Below are 26,201 nucleotides of genomic sequence, written 5' to 3'. Positions count from 1 at the left end.
GGCACATCTCAAGGGGACGAACCCCGAAGGGTCAGACTCCCGCGGCCTTGCGCAGGGCGTCCACGCGGTCCGTGCGCTCCCAGGTGAATTCGGGCAGCTCGCGGCCGAAGTGGCCGTACGCCGCCGTCTGCGCGTAGATCGGGCGCAGCAGGTCGAGGTCACGGATGATCGCCGCCGGGCGGAGGTCGAAGACCTGCACGATGGCCTGCTCGATCGTGTCCGTGTCGACCGTGGCCGTACCGAAGGTCTCCACGAAGAGACCGACCGGCTCCGCCTTGCCGATCGCGTAGGCGACCTGGACCTCGCAACGCGAGGCCAGACCGGCCGCGACGACGTTCTTCGCGACCCAGCGCATCGCGTACGCCGCCGAGCGGTCGACCTTGGACGGGTCCTTGCCGGAGAAGGCGCCGCCGCCGTGGCGGGCCATGCCGCCGTACGTGTCGATGATGATCTTGCGGCCGGTCAGGCCCGCGTCGCCCATCGGACCGCCGATCTCGAACCGGCCCGTCGGGTTGACCAGCAGACGGTAGCCCTCGGTGTCCAGCTTGATGCCGTCGTCGACGAGCTCCTTGAGCACGTGCTCGACGACGAACTCACGCACGTCGGGGGCGAGCAGCGAGTCCAGGTCGATGTCCGAGGCGTGCTGCGAGGAGACCACGACCGTGTCGAGACGGACGGCCTTGTCGCCGTCGTACTCGATGGTGACCTGCGTCTTGCCGTCCGGGCGCAGGTACGGGATGGTCCCGTTCTTGCGGACCTCGGAGAGGCGGCGCGAGAGCCGGTGCGCGAGGTGGATCGGGAGCGGCATCAGCTCGGGCGTCTCGTCGCAGGCGTAGCCGAACATCAGGCCCTGGTCGCCGGCGCCCTGCTTGTCCAGCTCGTCCTCGTCGCCCTCGACGCGCTTCTCGTACGCCGTGTCGACACCCTGCGCGATGTCCGGCGACTGAGCGCCGATGGACACCGAGACGCCGCAGGAGGCGCCGTCGAAGCCCTTCTTCGAGGAGTCGTAACCGATCTCCAGGATCTTGTTGCGCACCAGCTGGGCGATCGGCGCGTAGGCCTTGGTGGTCACCTCGCCGGCCACGTGCACCAGACCGGTGGTGATCAAGGTTTCCACGGCGACCCGGGAGGACGGGTCCTCCTGCAGGAGTGCGTCAAGAATGGTGTCGCTGATCTGGTCAGCGATCTTGTCGGGGTGACCTTCGGTCACGGACTCCGAGGTGAACAGACGGCGGGACACATCGCTCCCTGTGGTTGCAGCGGCTGCTGGCTGATCATGGGCGGACCGGCGGAGGGCTGCAGCCCCGCGACGGTCCACGACCACTTTATCGGTCGAATCGGGCCACGGGGGCAAGTGTCTCGATCTGTGGGAGTCCCGCGCCCGCGGCTCTGCATTATGCGATACGCCGATCGACCCTGGCCAGGGGGCGCTACGCCGGGATTCTCCGGATTTTGGCCCGGCACCGCGGAGATTCCCCCGGGAACGGGGCGAGAGAGGGGCAACAAAGAATTCACGCGCAGCACGTTTCGCGTTCAGCCGACGCGATCAAGGCGCGGCCGGGCCTCCGCGCGCGCCCGGCGTACGCCCCTCCGCCGCGCCCCGCCCCGTGTCCCCGCTCCCAGCCCCCTGGCCTCCGGCGCCCCTCGGCCCCTCAGACCCTCAGGCCCTCAGGCCCTCGGGCCCTCAGCCGCGGCGCCACCAGGTCCCAGACGACATCCGCCAGCGCTTCCTTGGGGCCGTACGGCACCGCTGTCTCGCCGCCGTCCGCCGCGAGCACGACCGCCTCGTTCTCCTCGGCCCCGAAGGTCTTCCGCTCCCCGACCTCATTGACCACGAGCAGGTCGCACCCCTTGCGCCGCAACTTCTTCCTGCCGTTGGCCAGGACGTCGTCCGTCTCCGCCGCGAAGCCCACGATCACCTGTCCGGGGCGGGCCCGCTCGGCGGAGATCTCGGCGAGGATGTCCGGGTTGCGGACCAGCTCCACCGGCGCGGGCTCCTCGCCGTCCTTCTTCTTGATCTTTCCCGCGGCGTAGAAGGCGGGCCGGAAGTCGGCCACGGCCGCCGCCATGACCACGGCGTCGGCCTCCGCCGCGGCCTTCAGCACGGCCTCGCGCAGCTGCACGGCGGTCCCGACGTGGACCACGTCCACACCCGCGGGGTCCGTGAACCCGGTGTTCGCCTCGATCAGGGTGACCCGCGCGCCGCGCGCCACCGCCGTACGGGCAAGGGCGTATCCCTGCTTCCCGGAGGAACGGTTCCCCAGGTAGCGCACCGGATCGAGTGGCTCGCGCGTGCCGCCCGCGCTGATCACGACATGCTGTCCCGCCAGGTCGGCCACGGAGCCGGGTACGACGGCGGAGCCGGATACGGAGTCGGCGGAACCGGATACGAGGTCGGCGGAGCCCGGTGCGGACACTCCTCGCGCCAGCACGCGCCGGCAGACCTCGAAGATCTCTCCCGGTTCCGGCAGCCGCCCCTTGCCCGTGTCGACGCCGGTGAGGCGGCCGACGGCGGGCTCGATGACGACGGCGCCACGGCGGCGGAGCGTCGCGACGTTCTCCTGCGTGGCGGGGTGCTCCCACATCTCCGTGTGCATGGCCGGCGCGAAGACGACCGGACAGCGGGCGGTGAGGAGCGTATTGGTCAGCAGGTCGTCGGCGAGCCCGTGCGCCGCCTTGGCGAGCAGATCGGCGGTGGCCGGCGCGACGACGACCAGATCGGCGGACTGCCCGATCCGCACATGCGGCACCTCGTGGACATCGGTCCAGACCTCGGTGGAGACCGGGTGGCCGGAGAGGGCCGACCAGGTGGCCGCCCCCACGAAGTGCAGCGCCGAGTCGGTCGGTACGACCCGTACGTCATGGCCCGACTCGGTCAGCCGTCGCAGCAGCTCGCACGCCTTGTACGCGGCGATCCCGCCCGCGACCCCCAGAACGACCTTCGGCTTGTCCACCGTGTCTCCACCTCTCTCGTCCGTACCCGGCTCTCGCCGTACCCGGCGCGCGTCCGTACCCGGCGCTCGTCCACCGCCGGCCCTCGTCCGCAGTCGTCCGTCCCCGGCCCTAGGGACATGACACACCACAGGCCCGGCGGTCGTACCGCCGGGCCTGTGGTGAAAAGCCTGTACCGAAGAGTGTGTACGCCTACTGGGCGGGGCCGTCGATGGCCTCGGAGGTCAGCAGACCCGCGTTGATCTCACGCAGGGCGATCGAAAGCGGCTTCTCGTGGACGTGGGTGTCCACGAGCGGGCCGACGTACTCAAGCAGGCCCTCACCGAGCTGCGAGTAGTACGCGTTGATCTGGCGCGCGCGCTTGGCCGCGTAGATCACGAGGCTGTACTTCGAGTCCGTGGCCTCGAGCAGCTCATCGATCGGCGGGTTGATGATGCCCTCGGGCGTGGTGATGGAAGAGGACACTCTCTAGCCTTCCGAAGAAAATTCAGGGAGAAACCGGTAATCGCGGGATTCACGATGGAAGGAAATCCCACAAAAGATCATGCAACTGCCATCAAGGCTAGCAGCTCGCGCGCGACGTCCTCGACCGAGGTGTTGACCAGCGTCGTATCGAACTCCGACTCGGCGGCCAGCTCCACTTTGGCGGCCTCCAGACGCCGCTCGATCACCTCGGGCGATTCCGTGCCACGGCCGGTGAGCCGGCGTACCAGCTCGTCCCAGCCCGGGGGCGCCAGAAAGACCAGCCGGGAATCGGGCATCGACTCCTTGACCTGCCGTGCGCCCTGGAGATCGATCTCCAGCAGCACGGGCTCGCCCGAGCCCAGCCGGTCGAGGACCGCCTGGCGCGGTGTGCCGTAGCGGTTGCCCGCGAACTCCGCCCATTCCAGCAACTCACCATTGGCGACCAGCTTGTCGAATTCATCGTCGGTGACGAAGAAATACTGGACGCCATGACGTTCGCCGGGGCGCGGCTTTCTGGTGGTGGCCGACACCGAGAGCCATACCTCGGGGTGGACCTTGCGCATATGGGCGACGACCGTGCTCTTGCCGACCCCGGAGGGGCCGGAGAGCACGGTCAGCCGCGGTCGTACCTCTGCTGCCATGCAGCGATTATCCAGGTTCCCGGGAGTGCCCGGGAACGTCAGGCGGCCTTGCCGCCGAACTCGCGCTCCAGGGAGGCGATCTGGTTGGAGCCAAGACCACGCACTCGGCGGCTCTCGGAGATGCCGAGCCGCTCCATGATCTGCTTGGCGCGGACCTTGCCCACGCCGGGCAGGGACTCGAGCAGTGCGGAGACCTTCATCTTCCCGATGACGTCGTTCTCCTGACCCTGCTTGATGACGTCATGGAGGGAGGCGCCGGAGTGCTTGAGTCGATTCTTGACCTCGGCCCGCTCCCGGCGAGCCGCGGCGGCCTTTTCGAGCGCGGCTGCGCGCTGTTCAGGGGTAAGGGGCGGAAGAGCCACGCCTACGTCACCTCGGATGTCGAACTGTCGGATACGGACCGGTGAGGAACCTAATCGCCCCACACCAGGCGAGCAACGGGCAACGCACTGCACGTTGGCTCTCGACGGAGACTAGCGGCCATGGCCGCCGGAGTCAGCGAGAACAGACGAAAAGTCCTGGTCAACGTCGATCGGGCCGTACATTTCAGGCATATTGCCCAGCTTTTCGGCCAAGAATCTCTTCATCGGCGTCCCGGCGGCGTCCCGTCCGCGTCCCATCGGTGTTCCCCTGGTGTTCAGAGTCACCCTCGAAAGCCTCCCGGCACGCCCCCGGCGTACGCCCCGAGCCGTCTCCCCGGCACGCCCTACGCGCCGACCGCCGCCCTCACCTCATCGGTGAAACGCTCCGCCGCCTCCCTCAGCGCGCCGAGGTCCGGACCGTGCCGCAGTACGCCCCGGCTGACGCTCGGGACCACATTGCCGACGGCCGCGCCGAACACGCGGGGCAGATCGGCCGGGGTCGCGCCCTGCGCGCCGATTCCGGGCGCGAGCAGCGGCCCGTTGATCGCGAGGTCGACCCCCGCGTCCCCCAGGGTGGCGCCGACGACCGCGCCGACCGAGCCGAGCGGGGTCGCGCCCGCGTTCTCCGCGGCCATGTGGTCCAGCATCAGCTGCGCGACCGGCCGGCCGTCGGCGGCGGTGGCGCGCTGCACCTCCGCGCCCTCGGGGTTGGAGGTCAGGGCGAGTACGAAGACGCCCGAGCCGCTGGACGCCGCCGCGTCCAGCGCCGGACGCAGCGATCCGAAGCCGAGGTACGGGGAGACCGTCACGGCGTCCGAGAAGAGCGGCGAGTCCTTGTCCAGATAGGTCGCCGCGTACGCGCCCATGGTCGAGCCGATGTCACCCCGCTTGGCGTCCATCAGGACCAGCGCCCCGGCCGCCCGCGCCTCCTCGACGGTCTTCTCCAGGACGGCGGTCCCGCGCGACCCGAAGCGCTCGAAGAACGCCGACTGGGGCTTGAGCACGGCCACCCGGCCCGCCAGTGCCTCCACCGTCGTACGGGCGAAGCGCTCCAGGCCCGCGATGTCGTCGGCCAGGCCCCAGTCCGTGAGCAGCGAGCCGTGCGGGTCGATGCCGACGCAGAGCGGTCCGCGCGTGTCCATGGCGCGCCGCAGCCGGGCCCCGAAGGGCTCCCCCGGGACCGAGGCGGTCGAGGCGTCCGGCGTGGTCGGCGTGGTCGGGGTGGAAGCGCTGCGGGTCATGCGGTCACCTTCCGGGTGTCGGCGCCGACGGCCTCGGCGAGCGTGGCGTACGGGCTGACCGCCAGCCTGGCGGCGAGCCCCTTGTGGATCGCGCGGCTCCAGAACGGGCCCTCGTAGATGAAGGCGCTGTAGCCCTGGACGAGCGTGGCGCCCGCGAGGATGCGCTGCCAGGCGTCCTCGGCGTTCTCGATGCCGCCGACCCCGACGAGTGTGATCCGGTCGCCCACGCGCGCGTACAGCCGGCGCAGCACCTCCAGTGAGCGTGCCTTCAGCGGAGCGCCGGACAGTCCGCCCTTCTCCGCGACCCGCGCCGGGTCCGAGCGCAGCCCGAGCCCCTCGCGCGCGATGGTGGTGTTGGTGGCGATGATGCCGTCCAGGCCCAGTTCCACGGCCAGGTCGGCGACCGCGTCGATGTCCTCGTCGGCGAGATCGGGCGCGATCTTGACCAGAAGAGGTACGCGGCGGTGGGTGACGGTGCGGTCGGCGGCCTCGCGTACGGCGGTGAGCAGCGGGCGCAGCTGGTCGACGGCCTGGAGGCTGCGCAGTCCCGGGGTGTTGGGCGAGCTGACGTTGACCACGAGATAGTCGGCGTGCCCGGCCAGCCGCTCCGTCGAGAGCACGTAGTCGCCGGTCGCCTCACTCTCCGGGACGACCTTGGTCTTGCCGATGTTGACGCCGACGGTGGTCCTGAAGACGGGCCTGCGGGCCGCCAGCCGGGCCGCCACGGCGGCCGAACCCTCGTTGTTGAAGCCCATCCGGTTGATGAGCGCGCGGTCGGCGACGAGCCGGAAGAGCCGCGTCCGCGGGTTGCCCGGCTGTGGCTCGCCGGTGACCGTGCCGATCTCGATGTGGTCGAAGCCGAGCATCGCCATGCCGTCGATGGCCACGGCGTTCTTGTCGAAGCCCGCCGCGAGCCCGAAGGGGCCGTGCATCCGCAGCCCGAACGCCTCGGTGCGCAGTTCCCGGTGGCGCGGGGCCAGGGCGGCGGCGACGAACGTACGCAGGACGGGGATACGGGCGGCGAGCCGGATCCAGCGGAACGCCAGGTGGTGGGCCCGCTCCGGGTCCATCCGGCGGAAGACCAGCCTGAAGAAGATCTTGTACATGGAGTGATGTGTCCTCGAACGGAGTGGCGTGTCCATGAAGAGGCCGCATGACCTCATGAAGAGGGGGACACCGGTTTCGGTGTCCCCCGTCTTCGGACCGGCTAGCTTTCGCGTGCCGCGATCAGGTGCCGGGCGTGTTCCTGGAGGGAACGGACGCCGACCTCGCCGTGTTTGAGGGCGTCGATGCCCTGGACGGCGGCGGCCAGCGCCTGGACCGTCGTCAGGCAGGGAACGCCGCGCGCCACGGCCGCCGTGCGGATGTCGTAGCCGTCGAGCCGGCCGCCGGTGCCGTACGGGGTGTTGACGATCAGGTCGACACCTCCGTCGTGGATCATCCGGACGATGGTCTTCTCGCCGTCCGGGCCCTCGCCCTCGCTCTGCTTGCGTACGACGGTGGCGTTGATGCCGTTGCGCTTGAGCACCTCAGCGGTGCCCGAGGTGGCGAGCAGTTCGAAGCCGTGGGCGACCAGCTCACGGGCCGGGAAGATCATCGAGCGCTTGTCGCGGTTGGCGACGGAGATGAAGGCGCGGCCCTTGGTGGGCAGCGGGCCGTACGCGCCGGCCTGCGACTTGGCGTACGCCGTGCCGAAGGCGGAGTCGATGCCCATCACCTCACCGGTCGACCGCATCTCCGGGCCGAGGACGGTGTCCACCCCGCGTCCGTGGATGTCGCGGAAGCGCGACCACGGCATCACGGCCTCCTTGACGGAGATCGGCGCGTCGAGCGGCAGCGTGCCGCCGTCGCCCTGGGCCGGCAGCAGCCCCTCGGCGCGCAGCTCGGCGACGGTGGCGCCGAGCGAGATACGGGCCGCCGCCTTGGCGAGCGGTACGGCCGTAGCCTTGGAGGTGAAGGGGACCGTGCGGGAGGCGCGCGGGTTGGCCTCCAGCACGTACAGGATGTCGCCGGCCATCGCGAACTGGATGTTGATCAGCCCGCGGACGCCGACGCCCTTGGCGATGGCCTCGGTCGAGGCGCGCAGCCGCTTGATGTCGAAGCCGCCCAGCGTGATGGGGGGCAGCGCGCACGCCGAGTCGCCGGAGTGGATCCCCGCCTCCTCGATGTGCTCCATGACGCCGCCGAGGTACAGCTCGGTGCCGTCGTAGAGCGCGTCCACGTCGATCTCGATGGCGTCGTCGAGGAACCGGTCCACCAGGACGGGCCGGGTGGGACTGATCTCGGTGGATTCGGCGATGTACGAGGAGAGCCTGATCTCGTCGTACACGATCTCCATGCCGCGTCCGCCGAGCACGTACGAGGGGCGGACCAGCACGGGGTAGCCGATCTCGTCGGCGATGGCCTTGGCCTCGGCGAAGGTGGTGGCGGTGCCGTGCTTGGGCGCGGGCAGCCCGGCCTCGGCGAGTACCCGGCCGAAGGCGCCGCGGTCCTCGGCGGCGTGGATCGCCTCGGGGGGCGTGCCGACGACCGGTACGCCGTTGTCCTTGAGCGCCTGGGCGAGGCCGAGCGGGGTCTGCCCGCCGAGCTGGACGATGACGCCCGCGAGGGGCCCGGCCAGCGTCTCCGCGTGCACGATCTCCAGGACATCCTCCAGGGTGAGCGGCTCGAAGTAGAGCCGGTCGGAGGTGTCGTAGTCGGTGGAGACGGTCTCCGGGTTGCAGTTGACCATCACGGTCTCGTAGCCCCCCACAGGAGTCGGCGCCGTGCTGAGCGCGAAGGAGGCGTGGACACAGGAGTAGTCGAACTCGATGCCCTGGCCGATCCGGTTGGGGCCGGAGCCGAGGATGATCACGGCGGGCTTCTCGCGCGGCGCGACCTCGCTCTCCTCGTCGTAGGAGGAGTAGAAGTACGGGGTCTTCGCGGCGAACTCGGCGGCGCAGGTGTCGACCGTCTTGTAGACCGGGCGGATGCCGAGCGCGTGCCTGACCTCGCGGACCACGTCCTCGCGCAGTCCGCGGATCCCGGCGATCTGGGCGTCGGAGAAGCCGTGCCGCTTCGCCTCGGCGAGCAGCTCGGGGTCGAGCTTGGGCGCCGAGGCCAGCTCGTCCGCGTACTCCTTGATCAGGAACAGCTGGTCGACGAACCACGGGTCGATCTTCGTGGCGTCGAAGACCTCCTCGGGGGTGGCACCGGCCCGGATGGCGTGCATGACGGTGTTGATCCGGCCGTCGGTGGGGACCTTGGCGGTCTCCAGCAGGGCGTCCTTCTCGGCGGGGCCGCCCGCCTCGCCGGTGAAGTCGAACTGGCTGCCCGCCTTCTCCAGCGAGCGCAGCGCCTTCTGGAGCGCCTCGGTGAAGTTACGGCCGATGGCCATGGCCTCGCCGACCGACTTCATGGTGGTGGTGAGGCTGGCGTCCGCCGCCGGGAACTTCTCGAAGGCGAAGCGCGGCACCTTCACGACGACATAGTCGAGCGTGGGCTCGAAGGACGCCGGGGTCTTCTCGGTGATGTCGTTGGGGATCTCGTCCAGCGTGTAGCCGACGGCGAGCCGGGCGGCGATCTTCGCGATCGGGAAGCCGGTGGCCTTGGAGGCGAGCGCGGAGGAGCGGGAGACGCGCGGGTTCATCTCGATGACGATGACCCGGCCGTCGTCGGGGTTGATCGCGAACTGGATGTTGCAGCCGCCGGTGTCGACGCCGACCTCGCGGATCACGGCGATGCCGATGTCCCGCAGGATCTGGTACTCGCGGTCGGTGAGCGTCATCGCGGGCGCGACGGTGATCGAGTCGCCGGTGTGCACGCCCATCGGGTCGAAGTTCTCGATGGAGCAGACGACCACGACGTTGTCGTGCTTGTCGCGCATCAGCTCCAGCTCGTACTCCTTCCAGCCGAGGATGGACTCCTCCAGGAGCACCTCGGTGGTCGGGGAGAGCATCAGGCCCTGTCCGGCGATCCGGCGCAGGTCCTCCTCGGTGTGCGCGAAGCCGGAGCCGGCGCCGCCCATGGTGAAGGAGGGGCGTACGACAACGGGGTAGCCGCCCAGTTCGTCGACGCCCTTGAGCACGTCGTCCATGGAGTGGCAGATGACCGAGCGCGCGGACTCGCCGTGGCCGATCTTGGTGTGGACGGCCTTGACGACGTCCTTGAAGAGGTCGCGGTCCTCGCCCTTGTTGATGGCCTCGACGTTGGCGCCGATCAGCTCGACGCCGTACTTGTCGAGCGTGCCCGCGTCATGGAGCGAGATCGCGGTGTTGAGCGCGGTCTGCCCGCCGAGGGTGGGCAGCAGCGCGTCGGGGCGCTCCTTGGCGATGATCTTCTCGACGAAGTCGGGGGTGATCGGCTCGACGTAGGTGGCGTCGGCGATCTCCGGGTCCGTCATGATCGTGGCGGGGTTGGAGTTGACCAGGATGACCCGCAGTCCCTCGGATTTGAGGACGCGGCACGCCTGGGTACCGGAGTAGTCGAACTCAGCGGCCTGGCCGATGACGATCGGTCCTGAACCGATGACCAGGACGGACTGGATATCGGTGCGCTTAGGCACGCTGGCCCTCCATGAGCTGTGTGAAGCGGTCGAACAGGTACGCGGCGTCGTGCGGGCCCGCCGCCGCCTCGGGGTGGTACTGGACGCTGAAGACGGGCCGGTCGAGCAGCCTGAGCCCCTCGACCACGTGGTCGTTGAGACAGACGTGGGAAACCTCGGCGCGGCCGTAGGGGGTGTCGGAGACCCGGTCGAGCGGTGCGTCGACGGCGAATCCGTGGTTGTGGGCGGTGACCTCGACCTTGCCGGTCGTACGGTCCTGCACGGGCTGGTTGATCCCCCGGTGGCCGTACTTCAGCTTGTACGTGCCGAACCCGAGCGCGCGGCCGAGCAGCTGGTTGCCGAAGCAGATGCCGAAGAGCGGGGTGCCGCGCTCCAGCACGCCCTTGACGACGGTGAGATCGGCGGTGGCCGGGTCGCCGGGGCCGTTGGAGAGGAACACTCCGTCGGGCCGGGTCGCGTACACCTCGTCGAGGGTGGCGGTGGCGGGCAGGACGTGCACCTCTATGCCGCGCTCGGCCATCCGGCGCGGGGTCATGCCCTTGATGCCCAGGTCGAGCGCGGCGACGGTGAAGCGCGCCGTGCCCAGCGGGAGTTCCTCGCCGTCGGGGCCGAGCGCGGGGACGACGTACGTCCGCTCGGTGGCGACCTCGGCGGACAGGTCGGCGCCGGTCATCTCGGGGGCCCGCTGGACACGGGCGAGCAGCGTCGCCTCGTCGGCCAGGGAGGCTCCGGAGAAGATGCCGACGCGCATCGCGCCGCGCTCGCGCAGATGGCGGGTGAGCGCGCGGGTGTCGATCCCGCTGATGCCGACGACGCCCTGGGCGACCAGTTCGTCGTCGAGGGAGCGCCGGGAGCGCCAGTTGGAGGGGGTGCGCGCGGGGTCGCGTACGACATAGCCGGAGACCCAGATCCGCCGCGATTCGGCGTCCTCGTCGTTGACGCCGGTGTTGCCGATGTGCGGCGCGGTCATCACGACGACCTGGCGGTGGTACGACGGGTCGGTCAGGGTCTCCTGGTAGCCGGTCATGCCGGTGGAGAACACCGCCTCGCCGAAGGTCTCCCCCACGGCCCCGTAGGCACGGCCGCGGAAGCTGCGGCCGTCCTCCAGGACGAGTACGGCGGGAGTCGCCTTGTCGCGGGCGGTTCCCGGGGTGGAGGTGGTCATCGTGCGGGGCCTTCCGTCGTCGTGAACTGGTTGGTGAGGTTGATGGCCTCGACCCATGCGGGGTGCTCGGCGGAGTGGTCGGAGCGGAAGCCGGAGTCGATCAGCTTGTCGCCGTGCTGCCAGGTGACGATCAGCAGCCCGCCCTCGGCCAGCACCTTGCCGGCGATGCCCTTGTCGAGCCGGGCCTCGCGCAGCTGGGCGGCGGGGACGAAGAAGTCGTTCGCGCCGGGGCGTACGACATCCAGTCCCGCGTCCGTGAGCGTCAGCTCGACGCGGCTGCGGGCGCCGAGGCCATGGGCCACGATCCGGTCGAGCCACTGCCCGGCGGTCGTGGAGCCGTGGTAACGGCCGCTCATGCTCAGCTTGGCCTCACCGGGCGCTTCGGGCGCGCCGGGCAGCTCCGGCAGATCCGACTGGAGGCTGCCGCGCCATTTCCAGCCCTGGCGCATCAGCCAGTACACGAAGGCGATGAAGAGCAGCAGGCCGAGGACCCAGCCGATCCGGGCGGCCCAGTCGGTCACCTCCGCCGATTTCTGTTCGGCGGCCAGTGGAAGCAGAAGGTTCGCAGTAGTCACGCCAGATTCCCGTCGACGACCGTGGCACGGCCCCGCAGGAAGGTGTGGGTCACCCGCCCCGGCAGCTCACGCCCCTCGTAGGGGGTGTTACGGCTGCGGGAGGCGAACCCCGCGGGGTCCACGGCACCACGGTATGCCGGATCCACCAGCGTGAGGTTGGCGGGCTCACCCGGCGAGACGGGACGGCCGTGGCCGTCGAGCCTGCCGATACGGGCCGGCCGGAACGACATGCGGTCGGCGACCCCGGCCCAGTCGAGCAGTCCGGTCTCGACCATCGTCTCCTGGACCACCGACAGTGCCGTCTCCAGCCCCACCATGCCCATGGCCGCGGCGGCCCACTCGCAGTCCTTGTCCTCGTGCGGGTGCGGGGCGTGGTCGGTGGCGACGCAGTCGATCGTGCCGTCCGCGAGCGCCTCGCGCAGGGCCATCACATCGGCCTCGGTGCGCAGCGGCGGGTTCACCTTGTAGACGGGGTTGTAGGACCGTACGAGTTCGTCGGTGAGCAGCAGATGGTGCGGGGTGACCTCGGCGGTGACGTTCCAGCCCTTGGACTTCGCCCAGCGGATCAGCTCCACCGAGCCGGCGGTGGAGAGATGGCAGATGTGCACGCGCGAGCCGACATGGGCGGCGAGGAGCACATCGCGGGCGATGATCGACTCCTCGGCCACGGCGGGCCAGCCGCCGAGTCCGAGCTCGGCCGAGACGATGCCCTCGTTCATCTGCGCGCCCTCGGTCAGCCGCGGTTCCTGGGCGTGCTGGGCGATCACCCCGTCGAAGGCCTTCACGTACTCCAGCGCGCGGCGCATGATCACCGCGTCGTCCACGCACTTGCCGTCGTCGGAGAAGACCCGGACGGTGGCGGCCGAGTCGTGCATCGCGCCCAGCTCGGCCAGGTGCTTGCCCGCCAGGCCGACGGTGACGGCGCCGACGGGCTGGACGTCGCAGTAGCCCGACTCCCTGCCGAGCCGCCAGACCTGCTCGACCACTCCGGCGGTGTCGGCCACGGGGAAGGTGTTCGCCATGGCGTGGACGGCGGTGAATCCGCCCACGGCCGCGGCCTTCGTGCCGGTCAGCACGGTCTCGGAGTCCTCGCGGCCGGGCTCGCGCAGATGGGTGTGCAGATCGACCAGCCCCGGCAGCAGGATCCGGCCCCCGGCCTCGACGACGGTCGTCGCGCCGTCCGCCGGCAGCCCGGTGCCCACCTGGGCGATGGTCTCGCCGTCGATCAGTACGTCCTGTGCCTCGCCGCCGAGTACCCGCGCGCCCCGGATCAGAATCTTGCTCATGGTTACTTGTTCTCCTCGGCGTTCAGGCGGGAATGGGTGACGGCGGGCTCGTTGCCGCCCAGCAGCAGATAGAGCACGGCCATCCGGATCGAGACACCGTTGGCGACCTGCTCGACGGCGGTACAGCGGTCGGAGTCGGCGACCTCGGCGGTGATCTCCATGCCGCGGTTCATCGGCCCCGGGTGCATCACGATCGACTTCCCGGGCATGCGGCCCATGCGCTCGCCGTCCAGCCCGTAGCGGCGGGAGTACTCCCGCTCGGTCGGGAAGAAGGCGGCGTTCATCCGCTCGCGCTGCACCCGCAGCATCATCACGGCGTCGGACTGGGGCAGCACCCGGTCCAGGTCGTACGAGACCTCGCACGGCCACCGCTCGACCCCGATCGGTACGAGCGTGGGCGGGGCGACCACGGTGACCTGGGCGCCGAGCGTGTGCAGCAGCAGGACATTGGAGCGCGCGACCCTGCTGTGCAGCACATCGCCGACGATGGTGACGCGCCGCCCGTCGAGATCCCGCCCGATGCCCGCGTCCGCGCCGACGAGCCGGCGGCGCAGGGTGAAGGCGTCGAGCAGCGCCTGCGTGGGGTGTTCGTGCGTACCGTCGCCGGCGTTGACGACGACGCCGTCGATCCACCCGGAGGTGGCGAGCCGGTACGGGGCGCCCGAGGCGCCGTGCCGGATGACGACGGCGTCGGCGCCCATCGCCTCCAGGGTCAGCGCGGTGTCCTTGAGCGACTCGCCCTTGGAGACGGACGAGCCCTTGGCGGAGAAGTTGATGACATCGGCCGACAGGCGCTTGGCGGCGGCCTCGAAGGAGATCCGGGTACGGGTCGAGTCCTCGAAGAAGAGGTTCACCACAGTGCGGCCGCGCAGGGTCGGCAGCTTCTTGATGGGCCGGTCGGCGACCCGCGCCATCTCCTCCGCGGTGTCGAGAATCAGGACGGCCTCGTCGCGGCTGAGGTCGGCGGCGGAGATGAGATGGCCGGGTGTGCGGGGGCCGGCCCCCGGGAGGCGCAGCATCTGGAGTGCTCCGTTGTGTGGGTGTGCGGGCGTGCGGGCGCGCGAAGGCATCCGTACGGGATGGGTGGCGTACGGAGGCGTGCTAGCGGTCGCCGGACGCGGACTGCTTGAGGCCGAGCAGCACGGTGTCCCGGCCGTCTTCCTCCGCGAGCTGGACCTTGACCGTCTCGCGCAGCGAGGTGGGCAGGTTCTTGCCGACGTAGTCGGCGCGGATCGGCAGCTCGCGATGGCCCCGGTCGACGAGTACGGCGAGCTGGACGGCGCGAGGCCGCCCGATGTCGCCGAGCGCGTCGAGGGCGGCGCGGATCGTACGGCCGGAGAAGAGCACGTCGTCGACGAGGACGACCAGCCGTCCGTCGACGCCGTCGCCGGGGATGTCGGTACGGGCCAGCGCGCGGGCGGGCCGCAGGCGCAGATCGTCGCGGTACATGGTGATGTCGAGGGAGCCGACGGGGATCGAGCGGCCGGTGATCTCCGCGAGCTTTCCGGCCAGCCGGCGGGCCAGGAAGACTCCGCGGGTCGGAATGCCGAGCAGCACCACGTCGTCGGCGCCCTTGGCGCGTTCGACGATCTCGTGCGCGATACGGGTCAGGGCCCGTGCGATGTCGGGGGCCTCCAGGACGGGGCGTGCCGCCTCGCCTGCGCCTTCTGCCCGGTCGGCCTCGCCGCTGTGGACGGTCGGGCCGGTGTCACTGGTGTTGCTGGTGTCCATATGAAACGGACCTCCTTCTCCGCCTCACGGGACGGATCTTAAAGGACGTCGAAATTACGCCACCCAGGCTAGCAGGAGGCCATCGGAGTACGTGGTCGCACCCCTGTCGTGGCACGGCGGGAAGCCCACCGCGGACCTTGGCGTGACTCCTTCGGCTTGACGCATCCAAGTAACGCTGCGTAACCTCACAGTGAGTTACCAGACTTCGTCCGGGGAGCTATATGTCCAGCGAATACGCAAAGCAGCTCGGGGCCAAACTCCGCGCCATCCGCACCCAGCAGGGCCTCTCGCTCCATGGCGTGGAGGAGAAGTCCCAGGGCCGCTGGAAGGCAGTGGTGGTCGGTTCGTACGAGCGTGGCGACCGTGCCGTGACGGTGCAGCGCCTCGCCGAGCTGGCGGATTTCTACGGGGTCCCCGTGCAGGAGCTTCTTCCCGGCACGACCCCCGGCGGAGCCGCCGAGCCGCCGCCGAAGCTCGTCCTCGACCTGGAGCGGCTGGCCCATGTGCCGCAGGAGAAGGCGGGCCCCCTCCAGCGTTACGCGGCGACGATCCAGAGCCAGCGCGGCGACTACAACGGCAAGGTGCTGTCGATCCGCCAGGACGACCTGCGCACGCTCGCCGTGATCTACGACCAGTCGCCCTCGGTCCTGACCGAGCAGCTGATCAGCTGGGGCGTTCTGGACGCCGACGCGCGCCGTGCGGTCGCCCACGAGGAGGGCTGAGCCGGCCCGCCGCCGACCAGCAGAAACGTCACCTCCGGAGGGTGGGTCCCGTATGCCGTACGGGCCCACCCTCCGGTGCGTTCAGCGCCCCGCGACCAGCGGCCCGCGAACCCTCGGGAAGCGACAAAGCGCCGGACAGGGCTGGGACAGCCCGCCCGGCGCTTTCGCGGTACGCCGCCGCTCGGTACGCCTGCTCTCGGTGCGCCGACTCGCGGTACGTCGGCCAGTGCCGTGATCCGGAGGTTCCGGAAGCCGGTGCTCAGACGCGGCGCAGGCTCGGCTTGAGGTCCTTGAACCGGCCGAGCAGGCCGTTCACGAAGGACGGGGAGTCGTCGGTGGAGAACTCCTTGGCGAGCTGCACCGCCTCGTCGATCACCACCGCGTCCGGGGTCTCGTCCACCCACACCAGCTCATACGCGCCGAGCCGCACGATGTTCCGGTCGACGACCGGCATCCGGTCGAGCGTCCAGCCCACCGAGTAGGTGGAGATGAGCTCGTCGATGCGGTCCGCGTACTCCGCGTACCCCTCGACCAGTTCCATCGTGTACTCGCCCACCGGCGGCTGGCGGTCGTCGGTCCGGGCGTGCCGTATCCAGTCCGCGAGGACCGTCTGCACGGACGCCCCGCGCTGGTCGGCCTCGAAGAGAATCTGGAAGGCGCGCTTACGGGCCTTGTTCCGGGCAGCCACGGTTAGCTGTTCACCCGGCCGAGGTACTCACCGGAGCGCGTGTCGACCTTGATCTTCTCACCGGTGGTGATGAAGAGCGGGACACCGATCTCGTAACCGGTCTCCAGCGTGGCGGGCTTGGTGCCACCCGTGGAGCGGTCGCCCTGGACGCCGGGGTCGGTGTGCTGGATCGTCAGCTCGACGGCGGCGGGCAGCTCGACGTACAGCACCTCGCCCTCGTGGGTGGCGACGCTGGCCGTGAAGCCCTCGATCAGGTAGTTGGCGGCGTCGCCGACTGCCTTGCGGTCGACCATCAGCTGGTCATAGGTCTGCATGTCCATGAAGACGAAGTACTCGCCGTCCATGTACGAGAACTGCATGTCGCGGCGGTCAACGGTGGCCGTCTCGACCTTCACGCCGGCGTTGAAGGTCTTGTCGACGACCTTGCCGGAGAGCACGTTCTTCAGCTTGGTGCGCACGAAGGCCGGGCCCTTGCCGGGCTTGACGTGCTGGAACTCGACGACGGACCAGAGCTGGCCCCCGTCGAGCTTGAGCACCAGGCCGTTCTTGAGGTCGTTCGTGGAAGCCACGGTTGCGGAATCTCCTGGACTGAAGCTGGTGGACGACCGAGGGTGCGCACTAGAGCGCGAGCAGTTCCTTGGTCGTGATGGTGAGTAGCTCGGGTCCGCCGTCCGCCTCGGGGCGGACGACGAGCGTGTCATCGATCCGGACACCGCCCCGGCCCGGGAGGTGGACCCCCGGTCCGACGGTGACCGGCACACAAGCGTCCAGTTTACCCATGGCCGCGGGGGCCAGCTGCGGGTCCTCGTCGATTTCGAGTCCGACACCATGTCCCGTACGGGGTGCGAGCCCCTCGCCGTGCCCCGCCACCTCCAGCGGATGCCGGGTGGCGTGGTCCACCTCGCGGTAACCGGCGCTCGGCACAAGGGCCTCCCGACCTGCCCGTTGTGCCGCGAAGACCAGTTCGTACAGCTCGATCTGCCAGTCGGCGGGGGAGGTCCCGATGACGAACGTGCGGCCGATCAGACAGCGGTAGCCGCGGTAGTCGGCACCGAGGCTGACGGAGAGGAAATCGCCCTCCTCGACCCGGCGGTCCGAGGGATGGTGCCCGCAGCGGCCGGAGTTGGGGCCGGTGGCGACGGCGGTCGGGAAGGCGGGGCCGTCCGCGCCGTGGTCGACGAGGCGCCTCTCCAGCTCCAGCGCGAGATGGCGTTCGGTACGGCCCACGAGGATCGACTCCAGCAGCTCGCCCAGCGCCTGGTCGGCGATCTCGGCCGCGATGCGCAGGCAGGCGATCTCCTCCTCGTCCTTGACGATCCGCTGCTGTTCGACGGCGCCGCCCAGATCGGTCAGCCGCAGCCGTGGCGCCACGGAGCCGATCGCGCGGTGGCGGGCGACGGTCAGATGGTGCTCCTCCACGGCGAAGGTCCCGGCGACCGACGAGCCGAGGGTTCCGGCGGCGGCGATCGCGGGGTCGCCGGTGGTGTGGGGCAGGACGGTGAGCCGGAGGTGTTCGTCGATCCGCCGTCCCCCGGCGTCGTCGTCGGCGGGGGGACGCGGGCAGAACAGCATGTCTCCGTCGGGGCCGGCGCCGAGCAGCAGGACGGCGCCGGGGGGCGCCCCGCCCGCGAGGTAGCGGACATTGGCGGGGCGGGAGACCAGGGCCGCGGCGTCGCCCGCCGCCGAGCACCGGTCACGCAGCCGCGCGCGGCGGGCCGCATACACGTCTGACATGACCCGAGCGTATGAGCGAGGGCGTCACCCGGCCGGTTCAGCGCGTCCGACCGGGGGGCGCGCTCGGGCCGTGGGCGCGCGACGCACGCCGTGAGCGCGGCTCACGTCCGCCGTCCACGCCCGCGCGCCGCTGTCGGCCGTCAGCCGCTCGTCGGGCCGTCGGGCCTCAGGTCCCGTCGGGCGTCGGGTCCGTCGGGCGTCACCAGCTGGGCGGGCTCGTGAGGGAACGGGCGAGGACGTCGTCGAGGACCCGGGCCGTGGTCTCCACGTCGTACTTGGAGTTGTCGATGATCGGCAGTCCGGAGCCATACCAGCCGGCCATGCGGCCGTGGATGCTGGCCACCTCCTCGTCGGACAGCCTGCGGTTGCCACTGCGCTCGGCGTTCCGCTCCAGCACGATCTCCAGACCCGGCAGCAGCACCACCGGCAGCAGCCCGGGACCGACATGGCGCTTCCAGCCCCCGAGGCCGACGACCGGCCGGTCGGGGAAGACCGCGTCGTCCAGGATGCAGGAGATGCTGTTGGCGAGGAAGTTGCGCGCGGCGAAGCCGCAGGTGCGGCGGGCCAGCCGGTACTGCGCCTCGGAGTGGTCGTTCCATCCGGACTGCGGATCCGCGAACCCGGAGCAGACCCATTCACGGACGTCGTCCAGGCTGATGTGCGCCGTGGGCACCCGGCGGCTCATGGCCCAGTGCCTGGCCACGGTCGTCTTGCCCGCGCCGGCCGGGCCGATCAGCAGGACGGCGAGGGTCGCCGCGCCGGTACCGCCGTCGGGGACCGGCGGCGGGGCGGGTACGGGCACCGGGCCGCCGGGCGGCAGCTGGATGTGCCCGGTGGAGTCCGCGGAGGGCGGCGCCGGGGGCGGCCCCTGCGGCGGTACGGGCGCGCCGTGCGGTCCATGCGCCGGACGAGGGCCGGGCGGCTGGTGCGAGCTGGGAGGCTGGTGCGGGCCGGGCGGCTGATGGGGGCCCGGTGCCTGGTGCGGGCCGGGCGGCTGGTGCGGGCCCGGTGCCTGGTGCTGCGCGGGCGCGTGGTGCGGCCCCGGAGGCTGCTGGGGTGTTGGGGGCTGATGCGGCACAGGAGGTTGCTGTGGCCCCGGTTGTGCTCCTTGGTGCGCCCACCCGCCGGATCCGTACCCCGGTCCCTGGGAAGGCGGCAACGGAGCCCCCGCTGAGTGCTGCATCCGGTGCCACTCCGTCTCGTGCGACTGACGCTGGTCGGCGGCTCCCTGCCCTGTCGGCCGCGCGCTACCGAACGGTACCGCCCCCGGCCGCCACACTGGCAACGGCCGGGGTGCGCCAACAGTGCCCCGTCAGCCGGTCACTTCCTCCGCGAGCGCGCGCAGGGCGAGCCGGTACGAGCCGATGCCGAAGCCCGCGACCGTACCGCTGGCGACGGCGGCGACCACCGAGGTGTGGCGGAATTCCTCCCGTGCGTACGGATTCGAGATGTGCACCTCGATGAGCGGCGCGGTGCGCTGAGCTGCCGCGTCCCGCATCCCGTACGAGTAGTGGGTGAACGCACCGGGGTTGAGAACGACCGGAATTGAGCCATCCGCGGCCTCGTGCAGCCAGCGGATCATCTCGCCCTCGTCGTTCGTCTCACGGACGTCGACCTCGAAGCCGAGCTCCTTGCCCAGCTCACGGCAGGCGTCCACCAGACCCGCGTACGAGGTCGCTCCGTAGACATCGGGCTCGCGCGAGCCGAGCCGGCCGAGGTTGGGGCCGTTGAGGACGAGGACCCGTCGGGTCACGCCGACACCTCCCCGTACGCGGCGAGCAGCACCGCCGGGTCGGGGCCCTCCAGGACGGTCGGCTTGGCGAGCCCGTCCAGCACGATGAACCGCAGCAGATCGCCGCGGGACTTCTTGTCGACCTTCATCGTCTCCAGCAGCTTGGGCCACTGGTCACCGCGGTAGGTCAGCGGCAGCCCGACGGACTCCAGCACGGAGCGGTGCCGGTCCGCGGTCGCGTCGTCCAGCCGGCCGGCGAGCCGGCCCAGTTCGGCGGCGAAGACCATGCCGACGGAGACGGCCGCGCCGTGCCGCCACTTGTAGCGTTCGTTCTTCTCGATCGCGTGGGCGAGGGTGTGGCCGTAGTTCAGGATCTCGCGCAGCCCGGATTCCTTGAGGTCGTTGGAGACGACCTCGGCCTTGACCCGGATCGAGCGCTCGATCAGCTCGGCGGTGTGCGGGCCGGAGGGCGTGCGCGCGCCTTCGGGGTCGGACTCGACGAGATCGAGGATGGCGGGGTCCGCGATGAAGCCGGCCTTGATGATCTCGGCCATGCCGCTGACGTAGTCGTGGACGCCCAGCGAGTCCAGCGCGGCGAGGTCGCAGAGCACCCCGGCGGGCGGGTGGAAGGCGCCGACGAGGTTCTTGCCCTCCGCGGTGTTGATCCCCGTCTTGCCGCCCACCGCCGCGTCGACCATGCCGAGCACCGTGGTCGGTACGGCGATCCAGCGCACCCCGCGCAGCCAGGTCGCGGCGACGAACCCGGCCAGGTCGGTGGTGGCGCCGCCGCCGACACCGATGATCACATCGGTACGGGTGAAGCCGGTCTGTCCGAGCGCCTTCCAGCAGTACGCGGCGACCTCGGCGGTCTTGGCCTCCTCGGCGTTGGGCACCTGGATCGCGACGGCCTCGTACCCCTGGTCCGCCAGATCCTGGCGCAGCGCCTCGCCCGTGCCCTCCAGCGCCTCGGGGTGCAGGACCGCGACCCGCTTGGCCTTGGGGCCGACGAGCGCGGGCAGCTCCCCCAGCAGCTGCCGGCCGACCAGCACCTCGTACGGGTCGTGCCCGGCCGTGCCGCCGACCTGGATACGGGTGACTGTCTGGTCCGTCATGCGGGGTTCTCCTTGCCGGGGGTCCGGAGTTCTTCTGCCGGGAGGTGCTTCAGCTCCAGCGCGTCGAGGACGGCCTCGGCGACCTCTTCGGGCGTGCGGTCGTCGGTCGGGACCACCACCCGGGCCACATCCGTGTAGTGATGGCGGCGGGCCTCCATCAGCGTCTTCCACTGCTGGCGGGGGTTGACGGCCAGCAGCGGGCGGGCGATGTTCAGGCCGACCCGCTTCACCGCCTCACCGACCTCCATCGACAGATAGACGACGGGCAGCCCGGTGAGCAGCTCACGCGTGGCGGCGTCGAGGACCGCGCCGCCGCCGAGGGCCAGTACGCCACGGTGCTCGGCGACCGCCAGCCGTACCGCCTCGCGCTCCAGCTCGCGGAAGCGCGGCTCGCCCTCGTCGACGAAGATGTCCGCGATCGACCGTCCCTGGGTGGCGACGATATCGGCGTCGCTGTCGCGGAAGCCGGTGCCGAGACGCTCGGCGAGCAGTTCGCCCACGGTGGACTTGCCGACGCCCATCGGCCCGACCAGCACGATGACCGGTGCGCTCACCCGATCCGCCCCCTTCGCCTTCACCGGATCTGCCTTCTTCGCCTTCTCCGCCGGATCCGGCCCACTCATCGGATCCGCAGGTTGTCGAGGTACGAGCGGACGTTGCGCCGGGTCTCGGGCACGCTGTCGCCGCCGAACTTCTCGGCGACCGCGTCCGCGAGCGTCAGCGCGACCATGGCCTCGGCGACGATGCCGGCGGCCGGCACGGCGCACACGTCGGAGCGCTGGTGGTGCGCCTTCGTGGCCTCGCCGGTGACCACGTCGACGGTGGCCAGCGCGCGCGGCACGGTCGCGATGGGCTTCATCGCGGCCCGTACGCGCAGCAGCTCACCGGTCGTCAGCCCGCCCTCGGTGCCGCCGGAGCGGCCGGACGCGCGCCTGATGCCGTCGTCGGTCGCCACGATCTCGTCGTGCGCCTGCGAACCGGGCACCCGCGCCAGCCCGAAGCCGTCGCCGACCTCGACGCCCTTGATCGCCTGAATGCCCATCAGGGCAGCGGCGAGACGTGCGTCGAGCCTGCGGTCCCAGTGCACGTGCGAGCCGAGCCCGACGGGCACTCCGTACGCCAGCACCTCGACGACGCCGCCGAGGGTGTCGCCGTCCTTGTGGGCCTGGTCGATCTCCGCGACCATCGCCTCGCTCGCGTCCGCGTCCAGACAGCGCACCGGATCCGCGTCCAGCTTCGCCACGTCGGACGGGACCGGGTACACCCCGTACGGAGCCTTGGCCGCGGCCAGCTCGACGACATGGGACACGATCTCGATCCCGGCCGTCTCCTTCAGATACGAACGCGCCACCGCGCCGAGCGCGACCCGCGCGGCGGTCTCCCGCGCGCTGGCCCGCTCCAGGACCGGCCGTGCCTCGTCGAAGCCGTACTTCTGCATCCCGGCGAGATCGGCGTGGCCGGGCCGGGGCCGGGTCAGCGGCTCGTTACGGGCGAGTCCCGCCAGTACGTCGGGGTCGACCGGATCGGCCGCCATGACCTGTTCCCACTTGGGCCACTCGGTATTGCCCACCATGATCGCGACGGGCGATCCCATGGTCAGACCGTGCCGTACGCCGCCGAGGAAGGTGACCTCGTCGCGCTCGAACTTCATCCGGGCACCGCGCCCATAGCCGAGGCGCCGCCGGGCCAGGTGGTCCGCCACCATCTCCGTGGTGATGGGCACACCGGCGGGAAGTCCCTCCAGCGTCGCCACGAGTGCGGGGCCGTGGGACTCCCCCGCGGTCAGCCAGCGCAACCTGCTCAACGGTGCTCCTCATACTCGCGCCCGGAACTGCAGCGGCACGACCGGGTGCGCGGCCCTGGCCCGCCTTGTCCGATCCTCCCACGGCCGGGACGCGGACCGGCGACACGGTCCGATACGCGGACAAAGACCCGGACGAAGACCGGGACGAAGACGCGCGGCGGGCGCCCGCCGTCAGGACGGGAACGAGGACGAGGAGGGGAACGAGGACGAGCCGAGCGCGGCGGTTCCCGCCGCCCGCATGACGGCGAGCGGCGCGGGCGAGCGGCCCGTCATCAGTTCCACCTGGAGCACCGCTTGGTGCACCAGCAGGTCGAGCCCGCCGATGACCGCCCCGTCGCGCGCGGCCCAGGCCGCCGCGAGCGGTGTCGGCCAGGGCTCGTACAGCACGTCGAAGAGCGTCCCGGCCCCGGCCGGGACGGCCTCGGTCAGCTCGTCGGTGGCACCGGCCGGGGTGGTGGCGATCACGAGAGGGGCGTGCAGCGCCCGGTCCGCCTCCGCCCAGTCGGCGATCCGGACGTCGACGGCGAGCCGCTCGGCCCAGCCGCGCATCTCGGCCGCGCGCGTCTCACTGCGTACGTACGCGGTGACCGGGCCCGTGCAGATCAGGGCGAGCGCCGCGACGGCGGACGAGGCGGTCGCGCCCGCGCCGAGGATCGCCGCGGACTCCACCTTCTCGACGCCGCGCTCACGCAGCGCGGCGATCATTCCGGGGATATCGGTGTTGTCGCCGGTACGCCGGCCGTCCTCGGTGAAGACGACGGTGTTGACCGCCTCCACCGACGCCGCGGTGTCGGTGATCTCGTCCAGCAGCGGGATGACGGCCCGCTTGAGCGGCATGGTCAGCGAGAGACCGGCCCAGGACGGATCGTCCCGCAGCGTCTCGAAGAAGCCGGGCAGCCCGACCTCTCCGACCTCGAACCGGTCGTACGACCAGTCGTCGAGGCCCAGCGCGTCGTACGCGGCGCGATGCAGCACCGGGGACAGGGAGTGGGCGATGGGCGATCCGAGGACCGCCGCCCGCCGGCGTCGGGTCACGGTTTCTTGCTTTCCTTCTCGTACTGCTGACGGTTCTCCTCGTGCTCCTCATTGGTGACGGCGAAGAGCGTCTTGTCCGAGGTCACCGAGACGAAGTAGTACCAGGGACCGTCGGCCGGATCGATCGCCGAATTCAGGGCGTCGGTACCCGGATTTCCGATCGGGCCCGGCGGAAGACCCTTGATGTCGTACGTGTTGTACGGGTCCTTGATCTTCCGGAGATCGTCGACCGCACCGATATCCAGGCGGCTCTGGCTCTTGATGTAGTTGACCGTGGAGTCGAATTCGAGACGTCCGACGGTCTCCGTGTTCTCCGGCTGGAGGCGGTTGTAGACGACGCGCGCGACCTTCTCGAAGTCGTGCTTGTACTTGCCTTCCGCCTGGACGAGGCTCGCGACCGCGATCAGCTGGAGCGGTGATTTCAGTCCGAGCTTCTCGGCCTCGCCCTTGAGATCCTGCTTGCCGTATTCGGCGTTGGCGCGGATGACCATCTTCTTGAGGACGGCCTCGGGCTTCATTCCCTTGGCGACGGGATAGCTCGCGGGGAAGAGGAATCCCTCCAGCGGATCCTTGATGTCCTTGTTGTCATTCGCCCACTTCGGCAGACCGAGGTTCTTCGCCTCCGCCTTGGCGACAGCGGCGGTCTCGCCCGCCTTGAGGCCGAGCCGCTTGTCGATCTGCTCGTAGACCCAGACATTGCGCCGGCCCTCGGGAATGACCAGCGCGTTACGGCTGCTCGGGCTGAGCATTGTCTTCACCGCGTTCGCCGCGGACATTTTCTTGCTGAGCCGGTAGACGCCCGCCTGGATCGTATTTCCCTTGGGATTCGCCTGCTGGGCGGAGACAAAGGCGCGCTGGCTCTTCACCACGCCCTTCTTCACCAGAAGTGCGGCGATCTCATAACCGCCGGCACCCTGGGGGATCTCCACCTCCACGGAGCCCGATCCGGTACCGGCGAAGTCCGGCGGAGGGCCGAATTTCGTCTGCCAGTACTGGTAGCCGACATAGCCGACGCCGCCGACACCGCCGACCAGCACCGCGGCCACCACCACGCAGGCGACGCCGTTGCGGCCCTTCTTCTTCGTCTTGCCGCGCCGGTCGCGGCCACCGCCCCGGCGGCCCTCGCCCGGTTCGGTGTCCTCGCCGTCGCCGTCGCCGTCACCGGTGAAGAAGGGGTGGGTCTCCTTCTGCTGCCCGTCGTCCCAGCCGTCGTCCTGCTCGAGCGCCGGCTCCGGCTCGGTGCGTCGCTGAGCGGGCGGCTGCGGCGGCGGATACGCGTCGGGGGTGGCGTAGTAATCCTGGTTGTCGCCGTAGCCGGCGGGCTGCTGTGCGTCGTAGGACGTTCCGGGCTGCCCGCCGTACGGCATGGTGGCCTGCTGGCCGTTGTCCCAACTGCCGTTGTACTGCGGGTCGTTGTACTGCGGCTGCGGATGCTGCGGAGGTGACTGCCGCGCCTGGGCATGCTGCTGGGAATGCTGCTGATGACCGCCGTACTGCTGCGCCAGGTGGGCCTGGTGGGACTGCTGCGCGTCGCCGTACTGGGGGTTGTGGTACTGCTGCCCGTCGTACTGCGGCTGCTGCGCCTCGTAGTGCGGCTGCCCGCCGTGCTGCGGGTGGTACTGCTGCTGGTACGGGTCCTGACCGCCCCCGTACTGTGCCTGCCCCTGCGGGTGCGGCTGCTGCGCGTACTGCTGCTGAGGCTGCCCGGCATAGGGAGCGCTGCCGTCGGTGGCCTGCTGTGCCGCCCACCCCTGGTCCCCGTACAAAGGGTCCTCTGGGTGCCACGGTTCGGAGCCGGGGCCCCGGCCATAGTCAGTCATCGATCCCCTAGAGCCGCGAGGCGATGATCGCGGAGCGCCCTGGCGCCGCGTCCCTTTCGCCTCTTTGCTGTGCGGCAGCTGTTCGAACACTGCCGCATCGCGCGGAACGTTACCGTATCGCGATCAGATGACCACTTCGACGCCCTCGCCGGGAGGATTACCTGATACCCGTTCGGCCTCAAGCGCGCTCTGGAGGATGACGACCGCCGCCACTTGGTCGATCACGGACCGGCCCTTCTTCGCCTTCACGCCCGAGGCCCGCAATCCCTGACTGGCCGTCACTGTGCTCATCCGCTCATCGACCAGTCGTACGGGCAGCGGCGCGACGGACCGCGCCATCTCCTCGGCGAACGTCCGTACCTTCGCCGCGGCCGGTCCCTCGCCCCCGTTGAGCGAGCGCGGGAGCCCGATCAGCACCTCGATCGGTTCGTACTCCTCGACGATCTGGCGCAGCCGCCGGTGGGCGGCCGGGACGTCACGCCCCGGCACGGTCTCCACCGGCGTGGCCAGGATCCCGTCGGGGTCGCACGAGGCGACCCCGATCCGGGCGTCCCCGACATCGATCGCGAGCCGGCGTCCGCGTCGCATACGGC

At 70.6% G+C, this 26,201-nt stretch carries 25 protein-coding genes; 1 reads left to right on the top strand and 24 read right to left on the bottom strand.

All coding sequences use genetic code 11. The features are described from left to right. Positions 1-31: 31 nt before the first annotated feature. From metK to pyrR, 13 genes are all read right to left on the bottom strand, one after another. Positions 32-1,240 (bottom strand): methionine adenosyltransferase, encoded by a 1,209-nt coding sequence (gene metK / locus ACIOGX_RS32735; protein WP_356513850.1) that lies wholly within the window; start codon positions 1,238-1,240, stop codon positions 32-34. Positions 1,241-1,652: 412 nt separating this feature from the next. Further along, complete coding sequence (locus ACIOGX_RS32730; protein ID WP_356513852.1) at positions 1,653-2,954, bottom strand: bifunctional phosphopantothenoylcysteine decarboxylase/phosphopantothenate synthase; 1,302 nt, start codon at positions 2,952-2,954, stop codon at positions 1,653-1,655. A gap of 190 nt (positions 2,955-3,144) precedes the next feature. Further along, positions 3,145-3,417: a DNA-directed RNA polymerase subunit omega gene (rpoZ, locus tag ACIOGX_RS32725; RefSeq protein WP_030355514.1), complete on the bottom strand. Its 273-nt coding sequence runs from the start codon at positions 3,415-3,417 to the stop codon at positions 3,145-3,147. Positions 3,418-3,494: 77 nt separating this feature from the next. After that, complete coding sequence (gmk, locus tag ACIOGX_RS32720) at positions 3,495-4,058, bottom strand: guanylate kinase (RefSeq protein WP_356513854.1); 564 nt, start codon at positions 4,056-4,058, stop codon at positions 3,495-3,497. 38 nt (positions 4,059-4,096) lie between these two features. Continuing rightward, a complete protein-coding gene (locus ACIOGX_RS32715; RefSeq protein WP_030355512.1) occupies positions 4,097-4,420 on the bottom strand; it encodes an integration host factor in 324 nt (107 codons plus the stop codon). A gap of 344 nt (positions 4,421-4,764) precedes the next feature. Then, positions 4,765-5,661 carry an orotidine-5'-phosphate decarboxylase gene (gene pyrF, locus ACIOGX_RS32710; RefSeq protein WP_401918229.1) on the bottom strand — a complete coding sequence of 299 codons (897 nt, stop codon included), beginning with the start codon at positions 5,659-5,661 and terminating at the stop codon, positions 4,765-4,767. Next, positions 5,658-6,767, bottom strand: coding sequence for a quinone-dependent dihydroorotate dehydrogenase (locus ACIOGX_RS32705; RefSeq protein WP_401918227.1), 1,110 nt, complete (start codon positions 6,765-6,767; stop codon positions 5,658-5,660). The genes pyrF and ACIOGX_RS32705 overlap by 4 nt, the downstream gene beginning before the upstream one ends. Before the next feature lie 101 nt (positions 6,768-6,868). Next, positions 6,869-10,204 carry a carbamoyl-phosphate synthase large subunit gene (gene carB / locus ACIOGX_RS32700; RefSeq protein ID WP_356513861.1) on the bottom strand — a complete coding sequence of 1,112 codons (3,336 nt, stop codon included), beginning with the start codon at positions 10,202-10,204 and terminating at the stop codon, positions 6,869-6,871. Further along, entirely contained in the window at positions 10,197-11,369 is a 1,173-nt protein-coding gene (gene carA / locus ACIOGX_RS32695; protein ID WP_356513863.1) for a glutamine-hydrolyzing carbamoyl-phosphate synthase small subunit, read from the bottom strand. Before carA ends, carB begins: the two co-directional genes overlap by 8 nt. Then, positions 11,366-11,944, bottom strand: a complete 579-nt coding sequence (locus ACIOGX_RS32690; RefSeq protein WP_401918225.1) for a hypothetical protein — start codon at positions 11,942-11,944, stop codon at positions 11,366-11,368. Before ACIOGX_RS32690 ends, carA begins: the two co-directional genes overlap by 4 nt. Then, positions 11,941-13,230, bottom strand: coding sequence for a dihydroorotase (locus ACIOGX_RS32685; RefSeq protein WP_129772748.1), 1,290 nt, complete (start codon positions 13,228-13,230; stop codon positions 11,941-11,943). The genes ACIOGX_RS32690 and ACIOGX_RS32685 overlap by 4 nt, the downstream gene beginning before the upstream one ends. Positions 13,231-13,232: 2 nt before the next feature. Beyond that, a complete protein-coding gene (locus ACIOGX_RS32680) occupies positions 13,233-14,249 on the bottom strand; it encodes an aspartate carbamoyltransferase catalytic subunit (RefSeq protein ID WP_356513867.1) in 1,017 nt (338 codons plus the stop codon). Between the two features lie 82 nt (positions 14,250-14,331). After that, positions 14,332-14,961 (bottom strand): bifunctional pyr operon transcriptional regulator/uracil phosphoribosyltransferase PyrR, encoded by a 630-nt coding sequence (gene pyrR, locus ACIOGX_RS32675; RefSeq protein WP_356513869.1) that lies wholly within the window; start codon positions 14,959-14,961, stop codon positions 14,332-14,334. A gap of 221 nt (positions 14,962-15,182) precedes the next feature. Between pyrR and bldD the strand changes: the two genes are divergently transcribed. Beyond that, positions 15,183-15,683, top strand: coding sequence for a transcriptional regulator BldD (gene bldD, locus ACIOGX_RS32670; protein WP_030355502.1), 501 nt, complete (start codon positions 15,183-15,185; stop codon positions 15,681-15,683). A gap of 259 nt (positions 15,684-15,942) precedes the next feature. On the opposite strand, the gene nusB is transcribed toward bldD, so the two are convergent. The 11 genes from nusB to ruvX all read right to left on the bottom strand — a co-directional run bounded on the left by nusB (position 15,943) and on the right by ruvX (position 26,196). Continuing rightward, positions 15,943-16,371, bottom strand: coding sequence for a transcription antitermination factor NusB (gene nusB, locus ACIOGX_RS32665; protein ID WP_030355501.1), 429 nt, complete (start codon positions 16,369-16,371; stop codon positions 15,943-15,945). Between the two features lie 2 nt (positions 16,372-16,373). Continuing rightward, complete coding sequence (gene efp, locus ACIOGX_RS32660) at positions 16,374-16,940, bottom strand: elongation factor P (RefSeq protein WP_129772746.1); 567 nt, start codon at positions 16,938-16,940, stop codon at positions 16,374-16,376. Positions 16,941-16,989: 49 nt separating this feature from the next. After that, positions 16,990-18,105: an aminopeptidase P family protein gene (locus tag ACIOGX_RS32655; protein WP_129772745.1), complete on the bottom strand. Its 1,116-nt coding sequence runs from the start codon at positions 18,103-18,105 to the stop codon at positions 16,990-16,992. A 199-nt stretch (positions 18,106-18,304) separates the two neighbouring features. Then, positions 18,305-19,288 (bottom strand): AAA family ATPase, encoded by a 984-nt coding sequence (locus ACIOGX_RS32650; RefSeq protein WP_401918221.1) that lies wholly within the window; start codon positions 19,286-19,288, stop codon positions 18,305-18,307. Between the two features lie 129 nt (positions 19,289-19,417). Continuing rightward, positions 19,418-19,858 (bottom strand): type II 3-dehydroquinate dehydratase, encoded by a 441-nt coding sequence (gene aroQ, locus ACIOGX_RS32645; protein WP_129772743.1) that lies wholly within the window; start codon positions 19,856-19,858, stop codon positions 19,418-19,420. After that, a complete protein-coding gene (gene aroB / locus ACIOGX_RS32640) occupies positions 19,855-20,949 on the bottom strand; it encodes a 3-dehydroquinate synthase (protein WP_356513877.1) in 1,095 nt (364 codons plus the stop codon). Before aroB ends, aroQ begins: the two co-directional genes overlap by 4 nt. Next, positions 20,946-21,503 (bottom strand): shikimate kinase, encoded by a 558-nt coding sequence (locus tag ACIOGX_RS32635; protein ID WP_401918219.1) that lies wholly within the window; start codon positions 21,501-21,503, stop codon positions 20,946-20,948. The genes aroB and ACIOGX_RS32635 overlap by 4 nt, the downstream gene beginning before the upstream one ends. Before the next feature lie 65 nt (positions 21,504-21,568). Beyond that, positions 21,569-22,753: a chorismate synthase gene (aroC, locus tag ACIOGX_RS32630; protein ID WP_356513881.1), complete on the bottom strand. Its 1,185-nt coding sequence runs from the start codon at positions 22,751-22,753 to the stop codon at positions 21,569-21,571. A gap of 171 nt (positions 22,754-22,924) precedes the next feature. Then, positions 22,925-23,788, bottom strand: a complete 864-nt coding sequence (locus ACIOGX_RS32625; protein ID WP_356513883.1) for a shikimate dehydrogenase — start codon at positions 23,786-23,788, stop codon at positions 22,925-22,927. Next, entirely contained in the window at positions 23,785-25,608 is a 1,824-nt protein-coding gene (gene mltG, locus ACIOGX_RS32620) for an endolytic transglycosylase MltG (protein ID WP_401918216.1), read from the bottom strand. Before mltG ends, ACIOGX_RS32625 begins: the two co-directional genes overlap by 4 nt. A gap of 123 nt (positions 25,609-25,731) precedes the next feature. Then, positions 25,732-26,196: a Holliday junction resolvase RuvX gene (gene ruvX, locus ACIOGX_RS32615; RefSeq protein WP_129772738.1), complete on the bottom strand. Its 465-nt coding sequence runs from the start codon at positions 26,194-26,196 to the stop codon at positions 25,732-25,734. Positions 26,197-26,201 lie beyond the last annotated feature (5 nt).

It is taken from the genome of Streptomyces sp. NPDC088147 (assembly GCF_044741565.1).
Classification (GTDB): Bacteria; Actinomycetota; Actinomycetes; order Streptomycetales; family Streptomycetaceae; genus Streptomyces.
Note: the sequence above shows the minus strand (reverse complement) of the source record. Positions and strands in the feature narration are given on the sequence as shown.